The following is a 22,511-nucleotide window of genomic DNA, read 5'->3' as shown; positions in this document are numbered from 1 at the left end:
ACGACAATGACCATCGCCGTCCTCGATCTCGCCACCGAAACCGCCAAGCTGCTTGCCGAACTCGGCGTCGATGCCAGCCGCTATCACGGCGGCACGCTTTCCGTCACCTCGCCGGTCACCGGCAAGGAAATCGGCAAACTCAAGGAACATTCCGTTTCCGAGACGAAAGCGGCGATCGAAGCGGCGCACCAGGCTTTCCTCGAATGGCGTGCCGTGCCGGCGCCGAAGCGCGGCGAACTGGTCCGCCTGCTCGGCGAGGAGCTGCGCGCCGCAAAGACGGCGCTCGGCCGTCTCGTCTCGATCGAGGTCGGCAAGATCACCTCCGAAGGCCTCGGCGAAGTGCAGGAGATGATCGACATCTGCGATTTCGCCGTCGGCCTTTCCCGTCAGCTCTACGGCCTGACGATCGCCACCGAGCGCTCGGAGCACCGGATGATGGAAAGCTGGCACCCGCTCGGCGTGATCGGCATCATCTCCGCCTTCAACTTCCCTGTTGCCGTCTGGTCGTGGAATGCGGCGCTTGCGATGGTCTGCGGCAATTCCACCGTCTGGAAGCCTTCGGAAAAGACGCCGTTGACGGCGCTTGCGGTGCAGGCGCTGTTCGAAAAAGCGCTGAAGCGTTTCGTCGCCGAGGGCGGTAGCGCACCGGCCAATCTGTCGACGCTGATCATCGGCGGCCGCGAGGTCGGCGAAGTGCTGGTCGATCATCCGAAGATCCCACTGGTTTCTGCCACAGGCTCGACGGCCATGGGCCGCGCCGTCGGTCCGCGCTTGTCGCAGCGATTTGCCCGCGCCATTCTCGAGCTCGGCGGCAACAATGCGGCGATCGTCTGCCCGAGCGCCGATCTCGACCTGACGCTGCGCGGCGTCGCCTTCTCCGCCATGGGCACGGCCGGCCAGCGCTGCACGACGCTGCGCCGTCTCTTCGTCCATGCCAGCGTCTACGACCAGCTGGTGCCGCGCCTGCAGAAGGCCTACGGCTCCGTCACCATCGGCAATCCGTTGGAAAGCGGTACGCTTGTGGGACCGCTAATCGACGGCCAGGCTTTCGAGAAGATGCAGGCTGCGCTGAGCGAGGCGAAGTCAGCCGGCGGCACGGTGACCGGCGGCGACCGCGTCGAAAGCGGTTCGGCTGACGCCTTCTACGTTCGTCCGGCGCTTGTCGAAATGCCCGATCAGACCGGGCCGGTCGAGCACGAGACCTTCGCGCCGATCCTCTATGTGATGAAATACAGCGATTTCGACGACGTGCTGGCGCTGCACAATGCCGTGCCGCAGGGACTGTCGTCGTCGATCTTCACCAACGACATGCGCGAGGCCGAGACCTTCGTGTCCGCCCGCGGTTCGGATTGCGGCATCGCCAACGTCAACCTCGGACCATCCGGTGCCGAGATCGGCGGCGCCTTCGGTGGCGAGAAGGAAACCGGCGGCGGCCGCGAATCCGGCTCGGATTCCTGGAAGGCCTATATGCGCCGCTCCACCAACACGATCAATTACGGCAGGACGCTGCCGCTTGCGCAGGGCGTCAAGTTCGACGTCGAATAAGCCGGCTGCAAAAGTCTGCAAAGAGAGGCGGCGCTCGGGAAGCGTCGCCTTTTTTGCCAAATCGAGATTTATTCCCCTGTAATATGAAATATTTAGTCAAGATATTGTGATGGCTTTTCTGGCCAAGCCAAACTTGAAATCCGCAGTCAGGAAAAATATACGCCTCTCATCGCCCTTGGAGAGCTCGGGTGACATCGTCACGGAGGCCATCATGAACATTGCTCTTAACCGTTTTTCCCTCGCGCTTGCCGCTTCGCTTCTCTCCGCCACTGCGCTCGCTGGCAGCGCTAGTGCGCAGGACGAAGGTCTCGTCGTTTACAATGCCCAGCACGAAAGCCTGGGCCGTGAATGGATCGATGCCTTCACCAAGGAGACCGGCATCAAGGTCACCATGCGCCAGGGCAGCGACATGCAATTCGCCAACCAGATCATCCAGGAAGGCGACGCCTCTCCCGCGGATGTCTTCCTGACCGAGAATTCGCCGGCGATGACGCTGGTCGATGGCGCGGGCCTCTTCGCCCCCATCGAAAAGGAAACGCTGGATCAGGTTCCCGATCAGTATCGCCCGGCCGACGGCATGTGGACCGGCATTGCCGCCCGCACCACCGTTTTTGCCTATGACAAGACCAAGCTCACCGAAGACAAGCTGCCGAAGTCGATGCTCGACCTCGCAGATCCGGCTTGGAAGGGCCGCTGGGGAGCAGCACCTGCCGGTGCCGACTTCCAGGCCATCGTCGCCGCCCTGCTGCAGCTCAAGGGCGAGCAGTCGACGGCCGACTGGCTGAAGGCTCTCAAGGAAAACGCCACGCCCTACAAGGGCAACAGCGTCGCCATGAAGGCGGTCAACGCCGGCGAAGTCGAAGGGGCGATCATCTATCACTATTATTGGTTCGGCGATCAGGCCAAAACCGGTGAGAACAGCAAGAATGTCGGCCTGCACTACTTCAAGAACCAGGATCCGGGCGCTTTCGTCAGCGTTTCGGGCGGCGGCATCCTGAAGTCCACGCAGCACATGAAGGAAGCCCAGGCTTTCCTGAAGTTCCTCACCAGCAAGGCCGGCCAGGCAGTTCTCAAGGACGGCGATTCCTATGAATATGCCATCGGCAAGGATGCGCCTTCCAACGACAAGCTCACTCCGCTTGCCGATCTCAATGCTCCGAAGGTCGAAGCTTCGACCCTCGACAGCAAGAAGGTCGTGGAGCTGATGACGGCCGCCGGCTTGATCTAAAGCGTGGCGCGCCACACTTTAGATCTGTCGTTTTCCGCATGTCGTCGTCGCAAAACCGCGCACACTTTTGCGCGACATGCTTAGACCTTTCTGCCGCAGGCGTCTTCCGGCCAAAACTATTGCATTTGGCTCAAGAAAACCTTAGGGCATGACGATATCCGGCAACCGCCTTTCCAAGGCGGTTGCCTTCCTTTTTCAGCGTGTAAAGGCATCGGCCTTGCTGCAGGACAACAGATTGCTCGCATCCGGCAACCAGGCGCCGGTCGCGCCGAGGGCCACGCGAATGGCTTTGCCACGCGGACGCATGCCGCACGCTTCCGTGATCCTCCTCGCAACCGTCGTCGCGATCTTCAGTCTCGTGCCGCTCGGCTTCATCGGCTGGGTGACCTACGATGTCGGCTGGGAAACGGTGAAGGCCCTGGTCTTCCGACCGCGCGTCGGTGAACTTCTCGTCAATACGATTCTCCTGGAATCGATCACCATCCCGGTGTCGATCGCGCTTGCGGTGACGCTCGCCTGGCTGACGGAACGGACGGACATTCCTTTTGCGCGGCTCTGGGCCTGGCTGGCGATCGCTCCGCTCGCCGTGCCCGCCTTCGTGCACAGTTATGCCTGGGTCAGCCTGGTTCCCGGCATGCGCGGCCTGCAGAGCGGCGTCTTCGTCTCGGTCATCGCCTACTACCCGTTCCTCTACCTGCCGGTCGCAGCAGCATTGCGCCGCCTCGATCCGGCCATCGAGGATGCCGCGGCTTCGCTGGGGCTCAATCCGTGGCGGGTCTTCTTCCGGGCCGTGCTGCCGCAGCTCAGACTCGCCATCTGCGGCGGCTCGCTGCTGATCGCGCTGCATCTGCTTTCGGAGTACGGCCTGTTCGTCATGATCCGGTTCGACACTTTCGCGACGGCGATCGTCGACCAGTTCCAGTCCTCCTACAACAGCCCGGCTTCCAACATGCTCGGCGGCGTGCTCGTCGCCTGCTGTCTTTTTCTGCTCGGCTTCGAGGTGTTGGTGCGCGGCAACGAACGTTATGCCCGCGTCGGCTCGGGCTCGCCACGCCCCACGGACCGCCGCCGGCTGGGCTGGTTCGTGGTGCCCGCCGTTTTGCTACCTGTCATCCTGGCGGTACTGACGCTCGGCGTGCCGCTGGTGACGCTTGGCCGCTGGCTCTATCTCGGCGGCACCGATATCTGGCGCATCGAAGTCGGCAACGCTTTCCTGCAGACGATCGTGCTTGCCATTGTCGGCGGCGTGCTGGCGACGATTGCCGCAGCACCGATGGCCTGGCTTTCCGTGCGGGCGCCCGGCCGCCTCCAGCGCGTGCTCGAAGCCTGCCATTATTATGTCGGCTCGCTGCCGGGCGTCGTCGTGGCGCTGGCGCTGGTGACGATCACCGTGCGTCTCGTGCTGCCGCTCTATCAGACCTTCGCAACGCTGCTCGTCGCCTATGTGATGCTTTTCCTGCCGCGGGCCATGGTCGGCCTGCGCGCCAGCATCGCCCAGGCCCCGGTGGAGCTGGAGCGCGCCGCGATGGGCCTCGGCCGCACCCCAGGCCAGGCGGTGCGGCAGATCACCATGCGGCTTGCAGCACCCGGAGCGGCCGCCAGCGTGGCGCTGGCCGCACTCGGCATCACCAATGAACTCACGGCAACATTGATGCTGTCGCCGAACGGCGTCGATACGCTGGCGACGAAATTCTGGTCGCTGACCAGCGAGATCGACTATGTCTCGGCCGCCCCTTACGCCTTCATGATGGTCGTGCTGTCGCTGCCGCTCACCCTGATGCTCTATACCCAATCGAAACGGACCGCCGGCCAATGACGCTGCTCACGATCGAAAACATCAGCAAGCGCTATGGCCCTGTCCAGGCACTGAAGGATATTTCGCTCGAGGTCTCGGCCGGCAGCCGCACGGCCGTCGTCGGCCCGTCCGGTTCGGGCAAGACAACGTTGCTGCGCATCATTGCCGGCTTCGAGCAACCCGATGTCGGCAGAGTGACGCTGGATGGCGACCTGCTCGCGGACGGTCCGGCGACAGTACCGGCACACAAGCGCGGCATCGGCATCGTTTCGCAGGACGGCGCGCTGTTTCCGCACTTAAGCGTTGCCGAGAATATCGGCTTCGGCTTCGAACGAGGCGCAGCCGATCGCGAGAAGCGCATCGTCGAGTTGCTCGATATGGTCGAGCTCGACCGCGGCATGCTGGCGCGGCGCCCGCATCAGCTTTCCGGCGGGCAGCAGCAGCGTGTGGCGCTGGCCCGCGCGCTCGGCCGCAAGCCGCGGCTGATGCTGCTCGACGAACCTTTCTCGGCACTCGATACCGGCCTGCGAGAAAACATGCGCAAGGCGGTTGCGCGCGTGCTGCAGGCGGCCGGCATCACCACCATTCTCGTCACCCATGACCAGGAAGAGGCGTTGACCTTTGCCGATCAGGTCGCAGTGCTCAGGGAAGGACGGCTGATCCAGGCCGGATCGCCGCAATCATTGTATCTGCATCCGCGCGATCGCGAGACGGCACTGTTTCTCGGCGATGCCGTGCTGCTTCCCGCCATCATCCGAAACGGCCTTGCCGACTGCGCCCTCGGCCGCGTCGCCGTCGAGGGCAGTCGTCAGGGCAAGGCCGAGATCATGCTGCGGCCCGAGCAGATCCGTGTCGTTGCCGATGACGGCGATCGCAACTATGGCGGACGTGTCGTCGAGGTGGAGTTCGGCGGTGCGGTCTGCACTGTTGCGGTTTCGCTCGACGGCGTCGCCCTGCCGCCAATCCTGATCAAGACCTCGAGCGTCGCGCTTCCGGCGCGAGGCGACCTCGTTCGCCTCGACATCGCCGGCAAGGCGCATGTCTTCGAGAGCTAAACCAAGAGCCCGCACCTCCTATCGGACGCGCGGGCTCTGTTGTTTTCGTTTTCGCGTCATCCTCTCCGGAAATCCGCTTCGATTTCCGGGCTTGTGCGCTAGCCGAACTTGCGCACCACTTCTTCCGGCTCGATGCCTTCGAGCCAGCCACCGGTAAAGCCGGCGCGCTCGAGGCCGAGACGGATGACCGGCGATTGCCGCATCAGCTTCCAGATGAAGTCGGAGCGCTCGTTCTCGATGGTCATGACGACAAGACCCTGGTCGATGCCGACGGTGCGGTCGTCGACCCAGCCTTCCGGCCGCTTGGTCTTGACGGTCGGGTTGAAGCCACCAGGGAAGCCGCCTTCCAAGAGCAGGTTCGGATAGGTGGTCAGAAGCGCCTTGGTTCCGTCGAGAGCCGCCTGCCGGTCGTAGGGCAGGCAGGCAAGTGCTGCCCAAGGTGCGATCGTGCCGTCATCCGGGCCGAGCGGTGCGCCACGTGCAGCATAGCCCAGAACCTTCGGCTGGCGGCCRCCGCGCATACGCCGTGTCGGCGGGGGGCCGTCACAGGCAGAGAAACCCCAGATATTCTTGTTGTAGCCGACGAACTGGCCGGGATTGCGCTCGGCATAGTCACGCTGGACGTCGATCATTACCTGCGTGTTGCGGAAATAGTCCCAGTTTCGCTCCGCCATCGGCTTGTCCTGAATGGTGCGGAAATCGATCCAGGCATGCGAGAAGAGGTGGATGAAGAGCGGCCCGGCATAGAGATAGGACTGCTCGCCATGCAGCATCCAGGAATAGCTTGACGTGAAGGCGTCGTAGCTCGATTGCGGGATCGGGTGCGTCGGCGAAGCGAGCGCCAGCGTATAGAGAATGATCGCCTCGTCGAAGCCGTGATAGCGCCAACGCAGGAAGCCGGATGAGGGCTTCCAACCCATGGAAATGGTGTCGCCCTTGTTCAGCGCCCAGCGCCAGTCGACGCGCTCGTAGATGAAGGTGGCGAGTTCACGGATTTCAGTCTCCGTCTCGTCGTCTTCGCGATTGAAATACTGTGCGGCCGTGAGGATGCCGGCGACGAGCAGCGCCGTATCGATGGTCGAAAGCTCGCTGTTCCAGGCGCGATGGCCGGTATCCATGTGCAGGAAGTGGTAGAAGAAGCCGCGGTGGCCGGTGGCGTGGCGTTCCTCGCCCTGGCGCGCCTCGGCGAAGAACCGCAGCGTATTGACCGTGCGTTCGGCTGCCTCCTCGCGGCTGATCCATAAACGCTCGACACCAACAGGATAGGAGGAAAGCGCAAAGCCGACGGCTGCGATGCTGCACGGAACCCCGCCGATCGACGTGTCCGCCACAAGGCCATTTTCGGGATTGGTATATTTCAGGAAGTACTTGAACGCCGAATGCTGCAGCCTGTCGACGAGCGCTGCATCAATGTCTTCAATCCGTTGCAGCATAGGCTCCTACCCAACTGTTGCATCGCCCCATGCTTGAACATGGGGGCCGTCCCCGGGCAAATCAAACCTTTTTGATTCGCAAGGATAAGAGAACACAAAAGGGTGGAATCGGTCGTTAATAATTATCGGTAAAATAATATCTAGCAGAAGTCATATAAGCGGTGCAGCAAAAAAGACGGCCCGCGCGCCACCAGGACGGGTTATTTTCCCGCAATACTTGTTTATCGAGTGCTCTGAAGAGTGGATTTCACGCTCAGGCGGCTTCATCGACCCGCACCAGATGGCCCGCCGTCACTTCCCGGTATCGACGCGGCGGCGCGACGTAGCCAACCGGGCGAACGGGGCTCTTGAGCTCGTCGGTTCCGAGGTTGCGCTTGATGCCGCGACGTGAGGGGTCGGGAACCGGCACGGCTGCCATCAGCTTCTTCGTGTAGGGGTGCTGTGGGTTGCTGAACAATTCCGCGCGCGGGCCGATCTCGACGATTTCGCCGAGATACATCACCGCGACCCGGTGACTGACGCGCTCAACCACCGCCATGTCATGGGAAATGAACAGGAAAGCGAGGTTGAGACTTTGCTGCAGGTCCATCAGCAGATTGCAGACCTGTGCCTTGATCGAGACATCGAGGGCCGAAACGCTTTCGTCGGCGACGATCACCTTCGGATCGAGTGCGAGCGCGCGGGCGATGCAGATGCGCTGGCGCTGACCGCCGGAAAATTCGTGCGGGTAACGTTTCATCATGTCGGGTTTCAGCCCGACGCGTTCGAGAAGATCGGCCACCTTGTCGCGGGCCTGGGCGCGGGTGCCGAGGCCGTGTTCGGTGATGGGTTCGGCGACGGCGGCGCCGACGGTCATGCGCGGGTTGAGGCTGGCGAAGGGATCCTGAAAGATCATCTGGATGCTGCGGCGCATCCGCCTGAGACTGACGGCGTCAAGGCTCAGCACGTCATAGCCGTCGAGGCTGACGCTGCCGCCGTTCGGCTGGACGAGGCGGGTGATCGAGCGGCCGGTGGTCGACTTGCCGCAGCCGGATTCGCCGACGAGCGACAGCGTCTCGCCCTGGAAGAGATCGAAGGAGACGTCCTCGACCGCATGGATCGCGCCCGTCTTGCGACCGAGCAGCCCGCCGCGGATATCGAAACGGGTCACGAGGTTCTTGACTTCGAGGATCGGTGTCCGGCGGCGGTCGACGGTATCGGCCACCTCGACCGGCTCGCGGCGTTCGCCGGTCGTGGTATCGATGACGGGGAAACGCAGCGGCCATTTCCGGTCGGCCATCGAGCCGAGGCGCGGCACGGCCGAGAGCAGTGCGCGGGTATAGGGATGYCTGCCGCGATGGAAGATGTCGTCGGTCGTGCCGGTTTCCACCGCCTCGCCGCGATACATGACGATGGTGCGGTCAGCGATTTCGGCGACGACGCCCATGTCGTGGGTGATGAAGAGAACGGACATGCCCTCTTCTTCCTGCAGCATCTTGATCAGGTCGAGGATCTGGCCCTGGATCGTCACATCGAGCGCCGTCGTCGGCTCGTCGGCGATCAACAGTTTCGGCCGGCTGGCGAGCGCCATGGCGATCATCACGCGCTGGCGCATGCCGCCGGAGAATTGGTGCGGATATTCGTCGAAGCGCGAAGCGGCGTTGGGGATACGGACCTTTCCCAGCAGGCGCACGGTCTCGGCCCGCGCCTCGGCCTTGCCGATCTCGCCGTGGCAGGTGAGCGCTTCGGAGATCTGGCGGCCGATGGTGAAGATCGGGTTGAGGGATGTCATCGGCTCCTGGAAGATCATGGCCGCGTCGTTGCCGCGCACCTGCCGCATCTCCTTTTCCGAAAGGGTGAGAACATCCTTGCCGTTCAAGGTGATGGCGCCATCGATGCGGCTCGATCCCTTGGCGAGCAACCGCATGATCGAAAGGGAGGTGACGCTCTTGCCCGAGCCGCTTTCGCCGACGATCGCCACCGTCTCGCCAGGCATGACGTCGAAGGAGACGTCGCGCACCACCGGCTTCCAGTCGCCATCGACGAGGAAGGAGGTTGTCAGGTTCCGGACGGAGAGAACCGGAGAGGCGGGGGCCGAAGAAACATCACGCATGTCGTTCCCTTAGTTTTATCTGATTCACGTCTTCAAAGGTGTGGCGAAGGAGGCGGAAGGCCTGCCTGCCGTGATGCGGGCCGCTTCCAGCGTCGCGATCTTTTCGTCGATCTCGCGCCTGTCGGTCATGCCGTTCCGATTTTGCCGCGTGGCCATCGTCTCGGCGACATGCAGGTAACGTTCACCCGCCACTGCATGGAGGCGGACAAGTTCGGCAAGCGGATCGGGATGATCGTCGGCGMGGATGCTCAGCCAGGGATAATCCTGATCGCGATGGATGACGAGGGCGGCGGACTGCCTGCCGCGCTTGTCGCCGCCGGCATCCTCGCCTGCCTGCATGGCCAGCAGCAGGCGTTCGGCTAGCGGCTTGTCCATCGCCTTGTTGTAGGTGGCAAGCGTCTCGGCGACGACGTCGGGACCCGCGAGCATGTTGCCGGCGACCGAGACGTTTTCGTCGATCAGATGCCCCGCCCAGTCGATGCACGCGGTGCCGGTGAAGGCGGCGTTGCGCCCCTTCGCATCGATGAGGTGCAGCTGCCGTTGATCGCGGCCGGCGTCACGCGCGGTCAGGTCGGCGATGATTTCCTCCGGCGCCTTGCCGGCGGCCAGCAGCGACAGGCCGTCGACGCCGTAAAGCGGGCTGACGAAGGCTTGCGTGGCGACGGCGCCGATGCCGCCGCGAATATACGGCACAAGGGCGCCGACGGCGAAGAAGCGGGTCGCGACGGCGATGCCGAGATGACCGGTCGAGGGATCACGGGCGACGATGGACCAGGTCATGGTTATCGTCCGATCGCATAGGCCTGCATCAGGCGCGGGGTGGCTGCGGCGCGCAACAGTCCGTCGCTATCGCGTCTCGCGGCGGTCAGCCGGCCGATCGTCCAGGGATCGGCGACCGTCAGCTTGTGGCCCTTGCGGCGCAGGGCATCAAGGACCTCGGGGCCGAAATTCGCCTCCGCCATCAGGCTGCCGGGTTCGCGGGTGCGGGGATAGAAGGAGCCTGGAAAATGCGAGGTGTGGAACAGCGGCTGGTCGATCGCCGCCTGCAGGTTCAGCTGGTGATGCGCATAACGCAGGAAGAAGGAGAGCTGCCACTGCTCCTGCTGGTCGCCGCCCGGTGTGCCGAAGGCCAGCGTCGGGCGGCCCTCGTAGAGGCCGAGCGACGGCGTCAGCGTCGTGCGCGGCCGTTTGCCGGGGGCAAGCGACGTCGGCAGGCCTGGTTTCAGCCAGAACATCTGGGCGCGGGAATTGAGGCAAAAGCCAAGACCGGGCACGGTCGGCGAGGATTGCAGCCAGCCGCCTGATGGCGTGACGGAGACCATGTTGCCGTCGCGGTCGATCACGTCGATATGCACGGTGTCGCCGCGCTTTTCGGAAAGATGCGCCATGGTCGGCTCGTAGACGGCGCCGGTTTTCGAATCCGCGCCGAGCATCGTCATCGTCAGATCATGCTGCGCCTCGAAGCCAGGCACGATGCCGGGGCGAAGATCGAAGGAGGCGTCTGCGCCGACCAGCTTCCGGCGCGCGGCTGCATAGGTCTCCGACAGCAGGTGCKCGACAGGGATCTCCGAGAAATCAGGATCGCCGTAATAGACTTCGCGGTCGGCGAAGGCGAGCTTCATCGCCTCGACGACGGTATGGACGAAATCGGCGCCAACGGGGTTCATCGCGGCGAGATCGAAGCCCTTGAGGATCGACAGGGTCTGCAGGAAGACCGGACCCTGGCCCCAGGGGCCGATCTTGGCGATGGTCCAGCCATGATAATCATAGGTCAGCGGCTCCTCGATGGTTGCCGACCAGTTCGCCATGTCGTTGGCAGTCAAAACGCCCTTGTGGCGGTTGCCGCTCGCATCCATCACCTCTGCAGTTTTGAGATAGTCATCGATCGTCTCGGCGACGAAGCCGCGATAGAAGGCGTCGCGGGCCGCCTCGACCTGCGCTTCCCGGCCGCTTTTCGCCTCGGCCTCGGCGATGACGCGCTTCCAGGTTTCGGCAAGCACCGGATTTCTGAAATTCGCATGCGCTTCGGGCGTGCTGCCATTGGGCAGCCATGTCTTGTAGGAGGTCGGCCATTCCTTCTCGAAGAAGGCGGCGAGCCCCTTGATGGTGGCAGAGACGCGCGGCAGCATCGGATGGCCGTGTTCGGCGTAGTAGATTGCTGGCTCGAGCACCTCGCGCACGCTCATCGAGCCGTAGTCGCGCAGCATCAGCATCCAGCCGTCGAAGGAGCCGGGGATGACGGTCGCAAGCAGCCCGTCGCCGGGGATCAGGCTCAGGCCTTCCGCCGTGTAGTGTTCGATCGTTGCGCCGGCGGGGGCGGGCCCCTGCGCGCAGATGACCTCGACCTTGTCCTTCTTTTTTGAATAGATCACCGCCGGCAGGTCGCCGCCCGGGCCGCAAAGATGCGGCTCGACGATCTGCAGTACGAAGCCCGTCGCCACCGCCGCGTCGAAGGCGTTGCCACCCTTTTCGAGAATGCTCATGCCGACAGCCGAGGCGATCCAGTGTGTGGAGGTAACGACACCGAAGGTGCCGAGGATCTCGGGACGGGTCGTGAATGCGGTCATGTCAAATGTCCTTTCGAGAAATCATGCTTCGCGCGGATCAAGCGCATCGCGCAGGCCGTCGCCTAAGAGATTGAAACCGATGACGACGAGGAAGATCGCGGCACCCGGCCACATCGCCATCCATGGCGCCTGGGAGAGGAAATTCTTGGCGACGTTCAGCATCGAGCCCCAGCTCGGCGCCGGCGGTTGCTGGCCGAGGCCGAGAAAGGAGAGGCTCGCCTCGGCGATGATCGCGGTGGCGATCGTCAACGTCGCCTGCACGAGGATCGGCGCAAAAACATTCGGCAGGATATAGCGGATGATGATGCTCGAGGACCGGAGACCGATCGAGCGGGCGCCCTCGACATATTCCTCGGTCTTGACCGAAAGCACCTGGCCGCGCGTCAGCCGCACGAAGACGGGCATGGCCGAAAGGCCGATCGCAATCATCGCATTGGTCAGGCTCGGACCGAGAAAGGCTGCGAGTGCGATCGCGGTGATGAGGAACGGCATGGCGAGAAAGGCTTCGGTGATGCGGGAGATGACCATATCGATCCAGCCGCCGAAATAACCGGAGACGAGGCCGAAGGGCACGCCGATGACAACGGCGATCGCCACCGAGAAGACGCCTGCCATCAGCGAAGCCTGCGCGCCCCAGATCATCCGGGAAAGAATGTCGCGGCCGATGTCGTCGGTGCCGAGCCAATGGGTGGCGGAGGGCGCCTTGCGGATCGCCGACCAGCTTGTGGCGTTCGGATCGGGAATCGGAAGAAGGGGGGCGGCAACCGCGAGGATCGCGAAGAAGGCGATGATCGCAAGGCCGACGAGGGCGCCCTTGTTGGCCTTCAGCTTGCGCCAGGCGCGGCTCGGCGTGCGGTCGACCGCGGAGGGAATGCCGGTCTCTCCGATCGCGGTCATAGGGCGGCCCTCATGCGCGGATTGAGCAGGACGTAGAGGATGTCGGCCAAGAGGTTCATCAGAATGAAGCCGATCGCCGTGCAGATCACCACGCCCTGGACGACGGCGTAGTCGCGGTTGAAGACGGCGTCGACGATGAGCTTTCCAAAACCCGGAATGGTGAAGATCTGTTCTGTCAGCACGGCGCCGGCGAGCAGTTCGCCGAAGAGCAGCGCGGTCAGCGTCACGATCGGCAGCACCGCATTGCGGAAGCTGTGTTCGAGCACGACGGTGCTTTCCGGCAGTCCCTTGGCGCGGGCGGTGCGGATGTAGTCGGCGCTCAGCACACTGAGCATTGCCGAGCGGGTATGCCGCATCAGGGTCGCCGCCAGCGCGTTGCCGAGCACGAAGGAGGGCATCAGCATGGTTTCCAGCGACCGCAGTGGGTTGCTGAAGAAGGGTTCGTAGCCTGATGCCGGCAGCCAGCCGAGATTGACCGAAACCAGGAGGATCAACATGATGCCGAGCCAGAAATTCGGGATCGACAGACCGGTCAGCGCGATGATGTTGGCGAGATAGTCGATCATCGTGTTCTTCTTGACGGCCGCCAGGATGCCCATCGGCACGCCGATCGCAAAGGCGAAGATCATCGACATGATGGCGAGCTGGATGGTGACCGGCAGCTTTTCGCCGACGAGCTGCAGAACCGGCTGGTTGGTGCGCAGCGAAATGCCGAGATCACCCTGAAGGGCGGCACCCAGCCAGCGGACATATTGATAGGGCACGGGATCGTTCAGCCGGTATTTCTCGCGCAGGAATTCGAGAACCTGCGGATCGCGTTCCTCGCCGGCCATGGCGAGGATTGGATCGCCGGGCAGCAGCTTCTGCAGCGAGAAGACGAAGACCGAAATGATCAAAAGCGTCGGTATGGCGACCAAGAGCCGTTTGGCGATGTAGGTATACATGGGCGATCCTGACACGACCAAAGCATGTCGCGCAAAAGTGTGCAGCGGTTTTGCGATAACGACATGCGTAAAACAAAAAGCTAAAGCGCGTGAAGCGAATCTGAAAGATTGCGACGCGCTTTAGAATCATGCGGCGGAGATTTCCGCCGCATGATTTTGCTTATGATCAGCCGGCTTTCTTGACGCCGACGAGGCGGATCATGCCATCCGGCGACGGGATGAAGCCGGTGATGTTCTTGTGCAGCGCCCAGATCCAGGACTGATGGCCGAGATAGATGATCGGCAGATCGTCGTTGAGGATGACGGCGGCAGCATTGTATTTCTGCTTGCGCACGGCATCGTCGGTCGATGCGCGGGCTTCGTTCAGCAGCTTGTCCACCTCGGGGTTGCAGTATTTCGTGTCGTTGATGCCGCCTTTGCAGGTGATGAATTGATGGATGTTGCCATCGGGATCGACGCGGCCGGACCAGTCGGAACGGCTGAGCTGATAGTTGCCGGCGGTCTGCTCGCTCAGCAGTGTTGCGAATTCCGTCGATTTCAGGCTGACGTCGAAGCCAGCTTCACCGACCATCGACTGGATGATCTGCATCATCTGCATGGCGACAGGATTGTTCGGGATCTGCAGCTCGATCGGCACGCGGTCGAAGCCGGCTTCCTTGATCAGGGCCTTGGCCTTGTCGAGATCGCGGGCGGGGACGGGAATATCCTTGTCGAACCATGGACTGCTCGGCGGGAAGGGCTGGTTGCCGGAGACGGCTGTGCCTTCATAGACGATCTGGTTGACGGCATCGCGGTCGATCGCCAGCGAGAAGGCCTGGCGTAGGCGTTTGTCCTTGCCGAAAGGATTGTCGGCACGCGCACCATTGCCGATATTGGTATAGAGCGCCATGTAGCCGGTGCCGACGGCATCGGCATAGACGAGGCTCGAATCCGACTTCACGGCTTCAGCGTCGGTGGCGGCCAGACGCTCGATCATGTCGAGATCGCCGGACCGCAGATTGGCGAGGCGCACCGTCGTATCCGGGATCGGCAGATAGGTCAGCTTGTCGATGAAGATCTTGTCCTTGTTCCAGTAGTCCTGGAACTTCTCGAGCACGATGCGGTCCTGCTGGACGCGCTCGACGAACTTGAACGGACCGGCGCAGACCGGGTGATCGCCGAACTTGGCGCCGAGTTCCTTGGCGGCCTTTGGCGAGACGATCATGCCGGCGCGGTCGGAAAGTTGGGCAAGAAGGGTGACGTCAGGCGCCTTGAGGGTGAACTTGACCTCGTATTCGCTTGTCGCCTCGACCTTTGCGACCGAGCTGAGCTCGCTCTTGCGGCGTGATTCCGGCAGGGTGATGTTGCGCTCGATCGTGGCGACGACGGCTTCGGCGTTGAAGGGGGTCTCGTCATGGAACTTGACGCCTTGGCGCAGCTTCATGGTGAGCTCTTTGCCGTCGGCCGACCAGCTCCATTCGGTGGCGAGCTGCGGCACGATCTTCAGATCCGGTGAGACGTCGACGAGCTTGTCGCACATCGCGGTGTAGACGATGCGGCCGACGAAGGTACGCGACTGCGCGGGATCGAGCACGTCGGCATCGTCCTGCAAGCCGATCTTCAGGTCGACGGCGAAGGCAGGAAGCGCAAACAGCGCGCCGGCAACGGTGGCGGTCAGCAATTTGGCGATCTTCATTCCATTCTCCTCTGTTCTGTTTTGTTTGGTTTTTGCTTCCATTCCGGCGGTTATGGCCCGTCCGTGTTTTTTCTCCTGCTCACCCCGGTCAGGCGAGGGTCTTGTCGACCTCCGTTTCGCTATGATCGAGCGAAGTGATGCGGATGAGGCTTTCCTGCAGCGTCAGCAGATGCTGGCGCATGGCTTCACCCGCCCTGGCAGGATCACGAGCGGCGATCGCATCGACGATTGCCGTGTGCTGGCCGAAGGTGACGGGCCGCGTCCGGCTGGCGCTGCGGGCGCGCTCGCGGATCGTCTGCCAGGCCTCGTCCTGCCGCACCCGGTTGATGACGTCGAAGATGGTGAGGAAGAAACCGTTGCCGGCGCATTGGGCGATCTGGCGGTGCAGCGCCCCGTCCCATAGTTCGCGCCCGTCGGCATCGGTGCTTTCGTAGATCTTCTTCACCAGATCGTACATGCGCTCGATATCGGCGGCCTTGGCGCGCATGGCGGCAAGCTGGGCGAGCTGCGGCTCGATGCGCAGGCGCACTTCCATGACTTCCATGAGATCGGTGCCGGCAACGATCGAGCCGACATGATCGCTCCAACCGTCGGGGCGCGGGCCGGCATAGGTGCCGGAGCCTTGGCGGCGCCAGATGCGGCCCTCGGCCTCCAGCACTTCGAGGGCGCGACGGACGGCACGGCGGCCGACGCCAAGCATTTCCGAAAGGGTGCGCTCGGTCGGCAGCTTGCCGTCGGCGTCGAGACTGTCGGACCGTAGGAGAGCCCTCAGCCTCTCCAGCGCATAATTCGAATTGCCCTGCGTCTCATCCATCGGCATTCGCTTAATGGTCCGTACCAATTTTCTATTGGTTCAGTGCAAACCAAATCATGCCAAGCGTCAAGCGCTTTTTTGTGCAAATCAAAATCTGCTCGTTTTTTGCTCAATTCCCGCGATTGCCGCGATACGGGAAAACAGTCGACCGCGGCGACAGGGCGGCGCGATCGACAATGTTATTCAGAAAAATGCAATTGGTTCAGGTGAAGCTCAGGCCGGCGTCGAGCGTGCGGAGAGAAAGATTTGCGGCTCGAAGGCAAAATCCTTGTCGAAGGGATAGGTCGGATGCTGCTTGCGCAGCCGCGGCAGGCGCTCGACGAACTGGTCGACAACACCTGTCGACAGCGCCATCAGGTTCGGATTGGCAATCGGGGCCAGTTCCGGCGAGAGATAGCCCGATTTGACGACGATGATCTTCGCCCGGTGCGGGTCGAGGCCGAGCCGGGTGAAATCGACGATATTGTGATAGGGCCGGCGTTTGGCGGAGAGCACCAGATCAATTCCACTGACCGAAACCACCGCCTGGCGGTCGGCAGGATCTGATGTCTCATGCAGGAACTTGACCGTGAAGCGGGCGAAGACCGGCTTGCTGCCCTTGGTATCGAGCGAGGCGCCGACGCTGAGCTCCAGTTCCGAGCCTATGCCTGCGGCATAACAGGCCTCGGTCGCCGCCTTGTCGGCGATGCCAGCAAAGACGACGCCGGTGGCATCCCTGGCGATCAGTTCGGCCAGTACATCGGCCCGGTCCCCGACGCCGCCGCCGGTCGGATTGTCGCCGGATTCGGCAAGTACCACTGGCGCGGTCGGGCTGGCGATCGCCCTTTCGACGCATTCTTCGACCGAGCCGGTCTCGCAGCCGAAGACAAAGTCTTCGCGCGCATCCCAATAGGCCTTGGCGAGGCGGTTGGCCTCGCGCTCCAGCACGCCGCGGTCGGTGCCGGTCATGATGGCGGCAGCCGTGGCGCGCGGTTCGTCGGCCCAGACATAGCCGACCATCAGCGATGCGTCCCAGACGCCATCAATCGCATCGATCCCGGGCAGCATGTCATAGAGGCTCTTTGCCGGCTCATCGACGGTGCTGGTGCGTTCGCCGGGCAGCACGACCGGGATCGGCGCCCAGAGAAGGGTCGGCCTCACGCCAGTTTTCAGGCTCTTGACCAGCATGAAGACGGAGCGGCGCATCGTCTCCTCGACATCGATATGCGGCGCGGTGCGATAGGTGGAATAGATGTCGAGCGCATCGATGATGCGCTGCGTGACGTTGCCGTGCAGGTCGTAGCTTGCCGAAACGGTGCAATCTTCGCCGACCAGCGCGCGGGCCGCACTGATCCAGTCGCCTTCGGCATCTTCCATGCCCTCGACATACATGGCGCCGTGCATGGCGAGATAGAGACCGTCAAGCGGCAGCATCGGCTTCAGCCGCTCGAGGAATTCGCCCTTGAAGGCCTCGTAGGTGGCGCGCGAAACCGGACCGCCGGCAATGGCGCGTGCATGGATGGTCGGCAAGAAGTCGGCGTCATAATCCTTGAGGAAGGCGAAATACGGTGCTTCCAGCAGCGACTCGCCACGCACCACGCGAAAATCCTTCTCTTCGTTCAGGACGGGATTGTATGTGCTGCATTCGGTATGAATGCCACCGACGGCGATGCGCATGGGAAACCTCAGTTGATGTTGGGAGCGATCAGGAAGGTGTTGACGGCGATGCTGGCACCCTGGCCCGAGCGCCGGCATCGACGCGCTGGGTGCGGATCGGTGTCGCTCGAAGGCGTTTGTGCTGCGATAAACTGAACATTCAGGGTCCGATCCGAAGACGCGTCCTTTTTGCCTCGACAATAAGTTTACAAACGAACCAATCAACCAAAATAATTACAAACTTGATCTTCTAAGCCGGCGTCGAGGTTGAAGGTGCCTTAATCGATGAGCCTCCGACCGACTCGGTTTTTTCCGTCGGATGCTGCGGGCCGATTGCTGTCGACAAACGCGTCAGCGTCGCCACGAAGAAAAAATCCCACTTCGGAATCCCGAAATTCCCCCGCTTCGGGATTCCGAAATTCGTCGCGTTTTGGGCGGTGTCGTTGCGGGCAAACATCCAATGATTTCAACACCGCAACCAATTTCGGGATTCCGAAGTGCTATATAGATTATGGTGGGGGTCTGGCTGGCCGATGAATTCAGCGAAGCGCTCGACAGGTTCAGCGAACAGGAAGTCGATGCGCCTGCCCACTCGGAGGCTATCCGTCGTATTCTTCGAGAATGGGTACCAGCTCACGGATTCCTGCCAAAATGACCTCGGAAACGTAGCGCAAGGCGTCAAATCAGCTCCTGCCATGAGTTTCGGAACGAATATGGTCCCTTGCCRCACGGCGCAAGGGCATCAATCGTGGCGCCATRCAAACATGTAATCGGTTGAGAACGAGGTCCAATGGCGAAGGCAACCTATCCTGGAGAATAGGTTTTCCCCCTCGAAAGCTTTTGATATTTACCCTGCATCAGACACCGCGAATAACCAAAAGAACGGCGAAATCGCTCGCGACATTGGGGCATGTCATGGGTAGTAGGACTGACAACGTCGGCCAGCATAGGCGGATGCTTAATGATCCCGCGATTGTTGACGGGACCGCACATAAGCATCGCTCGTCAACGAGCGGGCAACCATGAGCGTGCCTTGCTCCAGCGATCATCTCGAGAGCTCGCCGGCTGAGACAATCGAGGCGCGCCGGGACGAAATGCCGGTTGCTGACCAGAATCCTGCAAACGAGATGTCGCGCGTTCTGAGGACTGCGCCAATCCATCTTGCGGCAGACCCCTCCGGCGGTGCAATCGCCCACTGGAATCACGACCCCTTGCATGATGTCGTCGAGCCCATGACCGACCACGTCATCATGGCTTACAACGGCGTGATACAGCGCATGGAACGGCGGTCCGGACGATCGGTCGAGAGCGGAACGTTTCGTCGCGGGGTTGTGATCATCATCCCGGCTGGATCAAGCTCCCGATGGGATATTCCAAAACCGGTTGATGTCGTTCAGCTCTATCTTCCCCGCACGACACTGACGCGCATTGCCGACGAAACCGATACGTTCACGCCGACCGATCTGTTGGAGCGAACGGCGCATCCGGACCTCATTACATCCCGATTGCTCCTGAGCGCAGCCGATGTCCTGGAAGGCAATACGGCACTGGATACACTGTTCAGGCAGCAGTTGACTGACCTTCTAGCCACGCGCCTGCTGGCGGCGCACACAGGCAAGGCACCGAGCTATCAGCCGGCGCTCGGCGGCCTCGCGCCGAGCGTGCTGCGCCGGGCCATCGAACGATTGCGGTCGGACGCCGACGCGGACGTCTCCCTCGGTGCCCTCGCTGCCGATTCCGGGCTGTCGCGTTTTCATTTCTGTCGCGCTTTCAAGGAAAGCACGGGGCTTTCACCTCACAACTGGCTGCGTCAATATCGGCTCGAGCAAGCCATAAACATGCTGCGCGATCCTCAAAATTCGATCGCGTTGGTCGCCGCCTCCCTCGGCTATGCCTCGCAAACAGCATTTGCAGCTGCATTCCGAAAATTGACCGGTGAAACACCGACTGATTGGCGCCGCCGCCACGGCTGACCGTAATCTCCTTTCGCCCTCGCCTCAGATTCCGGACTGTCCCGTTCTTCGCTTTCACACCATCGGCTCGAGCACACGACGACCCTGCCGCGCAATCCCCCTGGCATGGCGTTGGTCGCAGCCTCACTTGACTGCGCCTCACAAACAGCCTTGGCCGCCACATTTCGAAAGCTGACCGGTAAAACGCCGGGCAATGAACTGCGGYGCACCCGCTAAACCGCAATTGCTCTGCAATGGCGCCAATCCCTCTGGCGCAGCCGTAGACGTGTTTCGCTAAACCACCATTGCGCCCATACCGATGGATCCTGCGGAGACAAAGGATGGTCTGGGACACCGATTACGGGTCAATCGCAACGACGCGACCCGTAGCGGCTTGCATACCCGATTTTAGCAACTGTCCGTCCGGCAATGACGGGCGCCGAAACAAATATTCTCCAAAGGATCAGCACAATGACCTCCATTACAACCAGCGACGGTGTTCAGCTTTTTTACAAGGACTGGGGACCGAAGTCCGCTCAGCCGATCGTCTTTCACCATGGCTGGCCCCTCAGCTCCGACGATTGGGATAATCAAATGCTCTTCTTCCTCGGCAAAGGCTTTCGCGTGATCGCTCATGATCGCCGTGGTCACGGCCGATCGAGCCAGGTGAGCGACGGTCATGACATGGATCACTACGCCTCCGATGTTGCCGCAATGATCGACTACCTCGATCTTCGCAACGCGATCCATGTCGGCCACTCTACCGGCGGCGGTGAAGCCGCGCGGTATGTCGCGCGGTACGGCAAAGGTCGCGTTGCCAAACTGATCCTGATTGCGGCCGTGCCGCCACTGATGTTGAAGACCGGCGCCAATCCCGGCGGTCTGCCGATCGAGGCATTCGACGGATTGCGCAGCCAGCTCGCTGCCAACCGCTCGCAGTTCTATCGCGATTTTCCGAGCGGCCCCTTCTACGGTTACAACCGCCCGGGTGCCGAGCCGTCGCAGGCGGTGATCTCGAATTGGTGGCGTCAGGGCATGATGGGCGGCGCGAAAGCGCATTACGAAGGCATTAAGGCATTCTCGGAGACGGATTTCACCGAGGACCTGAAGAGCATCACCGTGCCGACGCTGGTGTTGCATGGCGATGACGACCAGATCGTTCCCATCGGTGCAGCCGCTCCATTGTCGGCGAAGCTCCTGCAGGCCAGCACGCTGAAAATCTACGAGAAACTGCCGCATGGGTTGTGCACGACCCATGCAGATGTCGTCAACGCCGACATGCTGGCCTTCATCACCGCCTGAGCGACGTCGCTTCACCAATCCGCGCGCCATCGTTACCGACCATCTCGCCGCCCATCGGGAGCGGCAACGGTGACGCGCGACCCTTTGAAACTACAAACCATGGAGTGAATAACATGAGACTTGTGATTGTAGGCGCCGGGTTCGCCGGTATGTACGCCGCACTTTCCGCAGCCCGCCTGCGCGATATCGAAGGCGTTTCGCCTGAAGAGCTCGAAATCGCGCTGGTGTCCCCGGAACCGACGCTCGTCATCCGCCCCCGGCTTTATGAGCCGAAACCCGAGAGCCTGACGGCACCTTTGCAGGACGTATTTGACGCCGTCGATGTCGCCTACGTGCAGGGCAGCGTTGAAGCGGTCGATACGAAGGCCGGTACCGTAGACGTCGTCAATGCCAAGGGCGAACGAAAGTCCCTTCAGTATCATCGCCTTGTGCTCGCCACCGGCAGCCGGCTGTTCCGTCCGAATATTCCCGGCCTCGCCGACTACGCCTTCAGCGTCGATAACATCGATGACGCCATTGCCCTTGATCGCCACCTGCACGAGCTTGCGAAGATGCCGGCCTCGGCCGCTCGCGACACAATCGTTGTTGCCGGCGCTGGTTTCACAGGCATCGAGGCGGCGACCGAGATGCCTTCGCGGCTGCGGACCCTGTTCGACAAGGCGGCCAATCCGCGTGTCATTATCGTCGACCGCAGCGGCGCGGTAGCCCCCGACATGGGCGAAGGTCCGCGCCCGATCATCGAGGAAGCACTTCACAAGCTCGGCGTGGAAACGCGGCTCAATGCCGGCGTTTCATCGCTGGATAAATCCGGAGTTACGCTGAGTACCGGTGAGCATATCGAAACCAAGACCGTCATCTGGGCGGCAGGCATACGGGCCAATCCGCTGACCACCAAAATTCCCGGCGAGCGTGACAAGTTCGACCGGCTGCTGGTCGATGGCTGCCTGCGCGTGCCGTCCGTGCCCGGCGTCTTCGCCACCGGGGATGCGGCGCGCGCCGCTTGCGACGACTGCGGCAACTACGCACTGATGTCGTGCCAGCACGCCACACGCATGGGCGCCTTCGCGGGCAACAACGCCGCCGCTGAACTGTTGGGCGTGCCAGCACGGCAATATCATCAGGAAGCCTATGTCACCTGCCTCGACCTCGGCGATGCCGGAGCCCTCTTTACGCGAGGATGGGATCGCAAGGTGGAGATGGTCGGCGAGAAAGCGAAGGCGACCAAGCAGGAGATCAACACCGTCTGGATCTATCCGCCGAAGCCCGAGCGCGCCGCTGCGCTGGCCTCAGCTGATCCGGAGCATGTGACCAAACTGTGATCGGATCCCGAGATGAGGCTGCGCTCTGAATAAGAGCGCAGCTTGCCATATTCCGGCTTGTTCCTGACGCAATTCATCTTTCATCGATCACTTCTTCCCGAGCGCTTTCGGCTCGTAAGCAATCTTTGAAGGCGTGCGATACCATCGGGCTGGTGCGGCGCGATGCTTGCCATAAAAGGCACGAGACTCATGCCGTTAAAGAAAAGGATCTGGACGATCAGGCGACCTGTCGGACGGTTTCCGCCCTGTGTGCCACAC

Annotated in this window: 17 protein-coding genes; 7 read left to right on the top strand and 10 right to left on the bottom strand. The window is 62.1% G+C overall.

From position 1 onward, the window contains the following. Nucleotides 1-6 precede the first annotated feature (6 nt). The 4 genes from amaB (at nucleotide 7) to AC1D1Z_RS07045 (ending at nucleotide 5,623) form a co-directional block, all read left to right on the top strand. Nucleotides 7-1,545 carry an L-piperidine-6-carboxylate dehydrogenase gene (gene amaB, locus AC1D1Z_RS07060; RefSeq protein ID WP_130718247.1) on the top strand — a complete coding sequence of 513 codons (1,539 nt, stop codon included), beginning with the start codon at nucleotides 7-9 and terminating at the stop codon, nucleotides 1,543-1,545. Between the two features lie 211 nt (nucleotides 1,546-1,756). After that, nucleotides 1,757-2,773, top strand: coding sequence for an iron ABC transporter substrate-binding protein (locus tag AC1D1Z_RS07055; protein WP_018448296.1), 1,017 nt, complete (start codon nucleotides 1,757-1,759; stop codon nucleotides 2,771-2,773). A gap of 148 nt (nucleotides 2,774-2,921) precedes the next feature. Next, the gene (locus AC1D1Z_RS07050) at nucleotides 2,922-4,589 is read left to right on the top strand and encodes an ABC transporter permease (protein ID WP_131605677.1); all 1,668 of its coding nucleotides are present in this window, start codon (nucleotides 2,922-2,924) and stop codon (nucleotides 4,587-4,589) included. Then, nucleotides 4,586-5,623 (top strand): ABC transporter ATP-binding protein, encoded by a 1,038-nt coding sequence (locus AC1D1Z_RS07045; protein ID WP_018244019.1) that lies wholly within the window; start codon nucleotides 4,586-4,588, stop codon nucleotides 5,621-5,623. The genes AC1D1Z_RS07050 and AC1D1Z_RS07045 overlap by 4 nt, the downstream gene beginning before the upstream one ends. Before the next feature lie 98 nt (nucleotides 5,624-5,721). Here AC1D1Z_RS07045 and AC1D1Z_RS07040 read toward each other — a convergent pair whose 3' ends face one another. The 10 genes from AC1D1Z_RS07040 to AC1D1Z_RS06995 all read right to left on the bottom strand — a co-directional run bounded on the left by AC1D1Z_RS07040 (nucleotide 5,722) and on the right by AC1D1Z_RS06995 (nucleotide 18,137). Further along, complete coding sequence (locus tag AC1D1Z_RS07040) at nucleotides 5,722-7,056, bottom strand: glucoamylase family protein (RefSeq protein WP_047620252.1); 1,335 nt, start codon at nucleotides 7,054-7,056, stop codon at nucleotides 5,722-5,724. 253 nt (nucleotides 7,057-7,309) lie between these two features. Further along, nucleotides 7,310-9,148: an ABC transporter ATP-binding protein gene (locus tag AC1D1Z_RS07035; protein WP_477849955.1), complete on the bottom strand. Its 1,839-nt coding sequence runs from the start codon at nucleotides 9,146-9,148 to the stop codon at nucleotides 7,310-7,312. Nucleotides 9,149-9,172: 24 nt separating this feature from the next. Beyond that, the gene (locus AC1D1Z_RS07030; protein WP_477849953.1) at nucleotides 9,173-9,928 is read right to left on the bottom strand and encodes a DUF1028 domain-containing protein; all 756 of its coding nucleotides are present in this window, start codon (nucleotides 9,926-9,928) and stop codon (nucleotides 9,173-9,175) included. Between the two features lie 2 nt (nucleotides 9,929-9,930). Beyond that, nucleotides 9,931-11,715: a gamma-glutamyltransferase family protein gene (locus AC1D1Z_RS07025; protein WP_477849951.1), complete on the bottom strand. Its 1,785-nt coding sequence runs from the start codon at nucleotides 11,713-11,715 to the stop codon at nucleotides 9,931-9,933. A gap of 21 nt (nucleotides 11,716-11,736) precedes the next feature. Beyond that, nucleotides 11,737-12,612 (bottom strand): ABC transporter permease, encoded by an 876-nt coding sequence (locus AC1D1Z_RS07020; RefSeq protein ID WP_047620256.1) that lies wholly within the window; start codon nucleotides 12,610-12,612, stop codon nucleotides 11,737-11,739. Continuing rightward, nucleotides 12,609-13,556, bottom strand: coding sequence for an ABC transporter permease (locus AC1D1Z_RS07015; protein ID WP_018448289.1), 948 nt, complete (start codon nucleotides 13,554-13,556; stop codon nucleotides 12,609-12,611). The genes AC1D1Z_RS07020 and AC1D1Z_RS07015 overlap by 4 nt, the downstream gene beginning before the upstream one ends. A gap of 166 nt (nucleotides 13,557-13,722) precedes the next feature. Continuing rightward, nucleotides 13,723-15,231, bottom strand: a complete 1,509-nt coding sequence (locus AC1D1Z_RS07010; protein ID WP_130718239.1) for an ABC transporter substrate-binding protein — start codon at nucleotides 15,229-15,231, stop codon at nucleotides 13,723-13,725. An 88-nt stretch (nucleotides 15,232-15,319) separates the two neighbouring features. Next, nucleotides 15,320-16,051: a FadR/GntR family transcriptional regulator gene (locus tag AC1D1Z_RS07005; RefSeq protein WP_012759394.1), complete on the bottom strand. Its 732-nt coding sequence runs from the start codon at nucleotides 16,049-16,051 to the stop codon at nucleotides 15,320-15,322. Nucleotides 16,052-16,258: 207 nt separating this feature from the next. Next, nucleotides 16,259-17,701, bottom strand: coding sequence for a M81 family metallopeptidase (locus tag AC1D1Z_RS07000; RefSeq protein ID WP_131646934.1), 1,443 nt, complete (start codon nucleotides 17,699-17,701; stop codon nucleotides 16,259-16,261). Nucleotides 17,702-17,930: 229 nt separating this feature from the next. After that, entirely contained in the window at nucleotides 17,931-18,137 is a 207-nt protein-coding gene (locus tag AC1D1Z_RS06995; protein WP_162769100.1) for a hypothetical protein, read from the bottom strand. Between the two features lie 565 nt (nucleotides 18,138-18,702). Here AC1D1Z_RS06995 and AC1D1Z_RS06990 point away from each other — a divergent pair. From AC1D1Z_RS06990 to AC1D1Z_RS06980, 3 genes are all read left to right on the top strand, one after another. After that, complete coding sequence (locus tag AC1D1Z_RS06990; protein ID WP_131646933.1) at nucleotides 18,703-19,653, top strand: helix-turn-helix domain-containing protein; 951 nt, start codon at nucleotides 18,703-18,705, stop codon at nucleotides 19,651-19,653. A 450-nt stretch (nucleotides 19,654-20,103) separates the two neighbouring features. Next, on the top strand, nucleotides 20,104-20,934 hold the full coding sequence (locus AC1D1Z_RS06985; RefSeq protein ID WP_112905499.1) for an alpha/beta fold hydrolase: 831 nt from the start codon (nucleotides 20,104-20,106) through the stop codon (nucleotides 20,932-20,934). Between the two features lie 113 nt (nucleotides 20,935-21,047). Further along, entirely contained in the window at nucleotides 21,048-22,253 is a 1,206-nt protein-coding gene (locus AC1D1Z_RS06980; protein ID WP_446967145.1) for an NAD(P)/FAD-dependent oxidoreductase, read from the top strand. Nucleotides 22,254-22,511 lie beyond the last annotated feature (258 nt).

This window comes from Rhizobium sp. P1_E1 (assembly GCF_056406015.1).
The sequence above is the reverse complement of the archived record's forward strand: the minus strand, read 5'-3'. Positions and strand labels throughout refer to the sequence as shown.

Coding starts and splice junctions, on each gene's coding strand:
- AC1D1Z_RS07000 (WP_131646934.1), bottom strand. CDS start 17,701: ATGCGCATCGCCGTCGGTGGCATTCATACCGAATGCAGCACATACAAT.
- AC1D1Z_RS07020 (WP_047620256.1), bottom strand. CDS start 12,612: ATGACCGCGATCGGAGAGACCGGCATTCCCTCCGCGGTCGACCGCACG.
- amaB (WP_130718247.1), top strand. CDS start 7: ATGACCATCGCCGTCCTCGATCTCGCCACCGAAACCGCCAAGCTGCTT.
- AC1D1Z_RS07055 (WP_018448296.1), top strand. CDS start 1,757: ATGAACATTGCTCTTAACCGTTTTTCCCTCGCGCTTGCCGCTTCGCTT.
- AC1D1Z_RS06985 (WP_112905499.1), top strand. CDS start 20,104: ATGACCTCCATTACAACCAGCGACGGTGTTCAGCTTTTTTACAAGGAC.
- AC1D1Z_RS07015 (WP_018448289.1), bottom strand. CDS start 13,556: ATGTATACCTACATCGCCAAACGGCTCTTGGTCGCCATACCGACGCTT.
- AC1D1Z_RS06995 (WP_162769100.1), bottom strand. CDS start 18,137: ATGTTTGCCCGCAACGACACCGCCCAAAACGCGACGAATTTCGGAATC.
- AC1D1Z_RS06980 (WP_446967145.1), top strand. CDS start 21,048: ATGAGACTTGTGATTGTAGGCGCCGGGTTCGCCGGTATGTACGCCGCA.
- AC1D1Z_RS07005 (WP_012759394.1), bottom strand. CDS start 16,051: ATGCCGATGGATGAGACGCAGGGCAATTCGAATTATGCGCTGGAGAGG.
- AC1D1Z_RS07010 (WP_130718239.1), bottom strand. CDS start 15,231: ATGAAGATCGCCAAATTGCTGACCGCCACCGTTGCCGGCGCGCTGTTT.
- AC1D1Z_RS06990 (WP_131646933.1), top strand. CDS start 18,703: ATGAGCGTGCCTTGCTCCAGCGATCATCTCGAGAGCTCGCCGGCTGAG.
- AC1D1Z_RS07050 (WP_131605677.1), top strand. CDS start 2,922: ATGACGATATCCGGCAACCGCCTTTCCAAGGCGGTTGCCTTCCTTTTT.
- AC1D1Z_RS07045 (WP_018244019.1), top strand. CDS start 4,586: ATGACGCTGCTCACGATCGAAAACATCAGCAAGCGCTATGGCCCTGTC.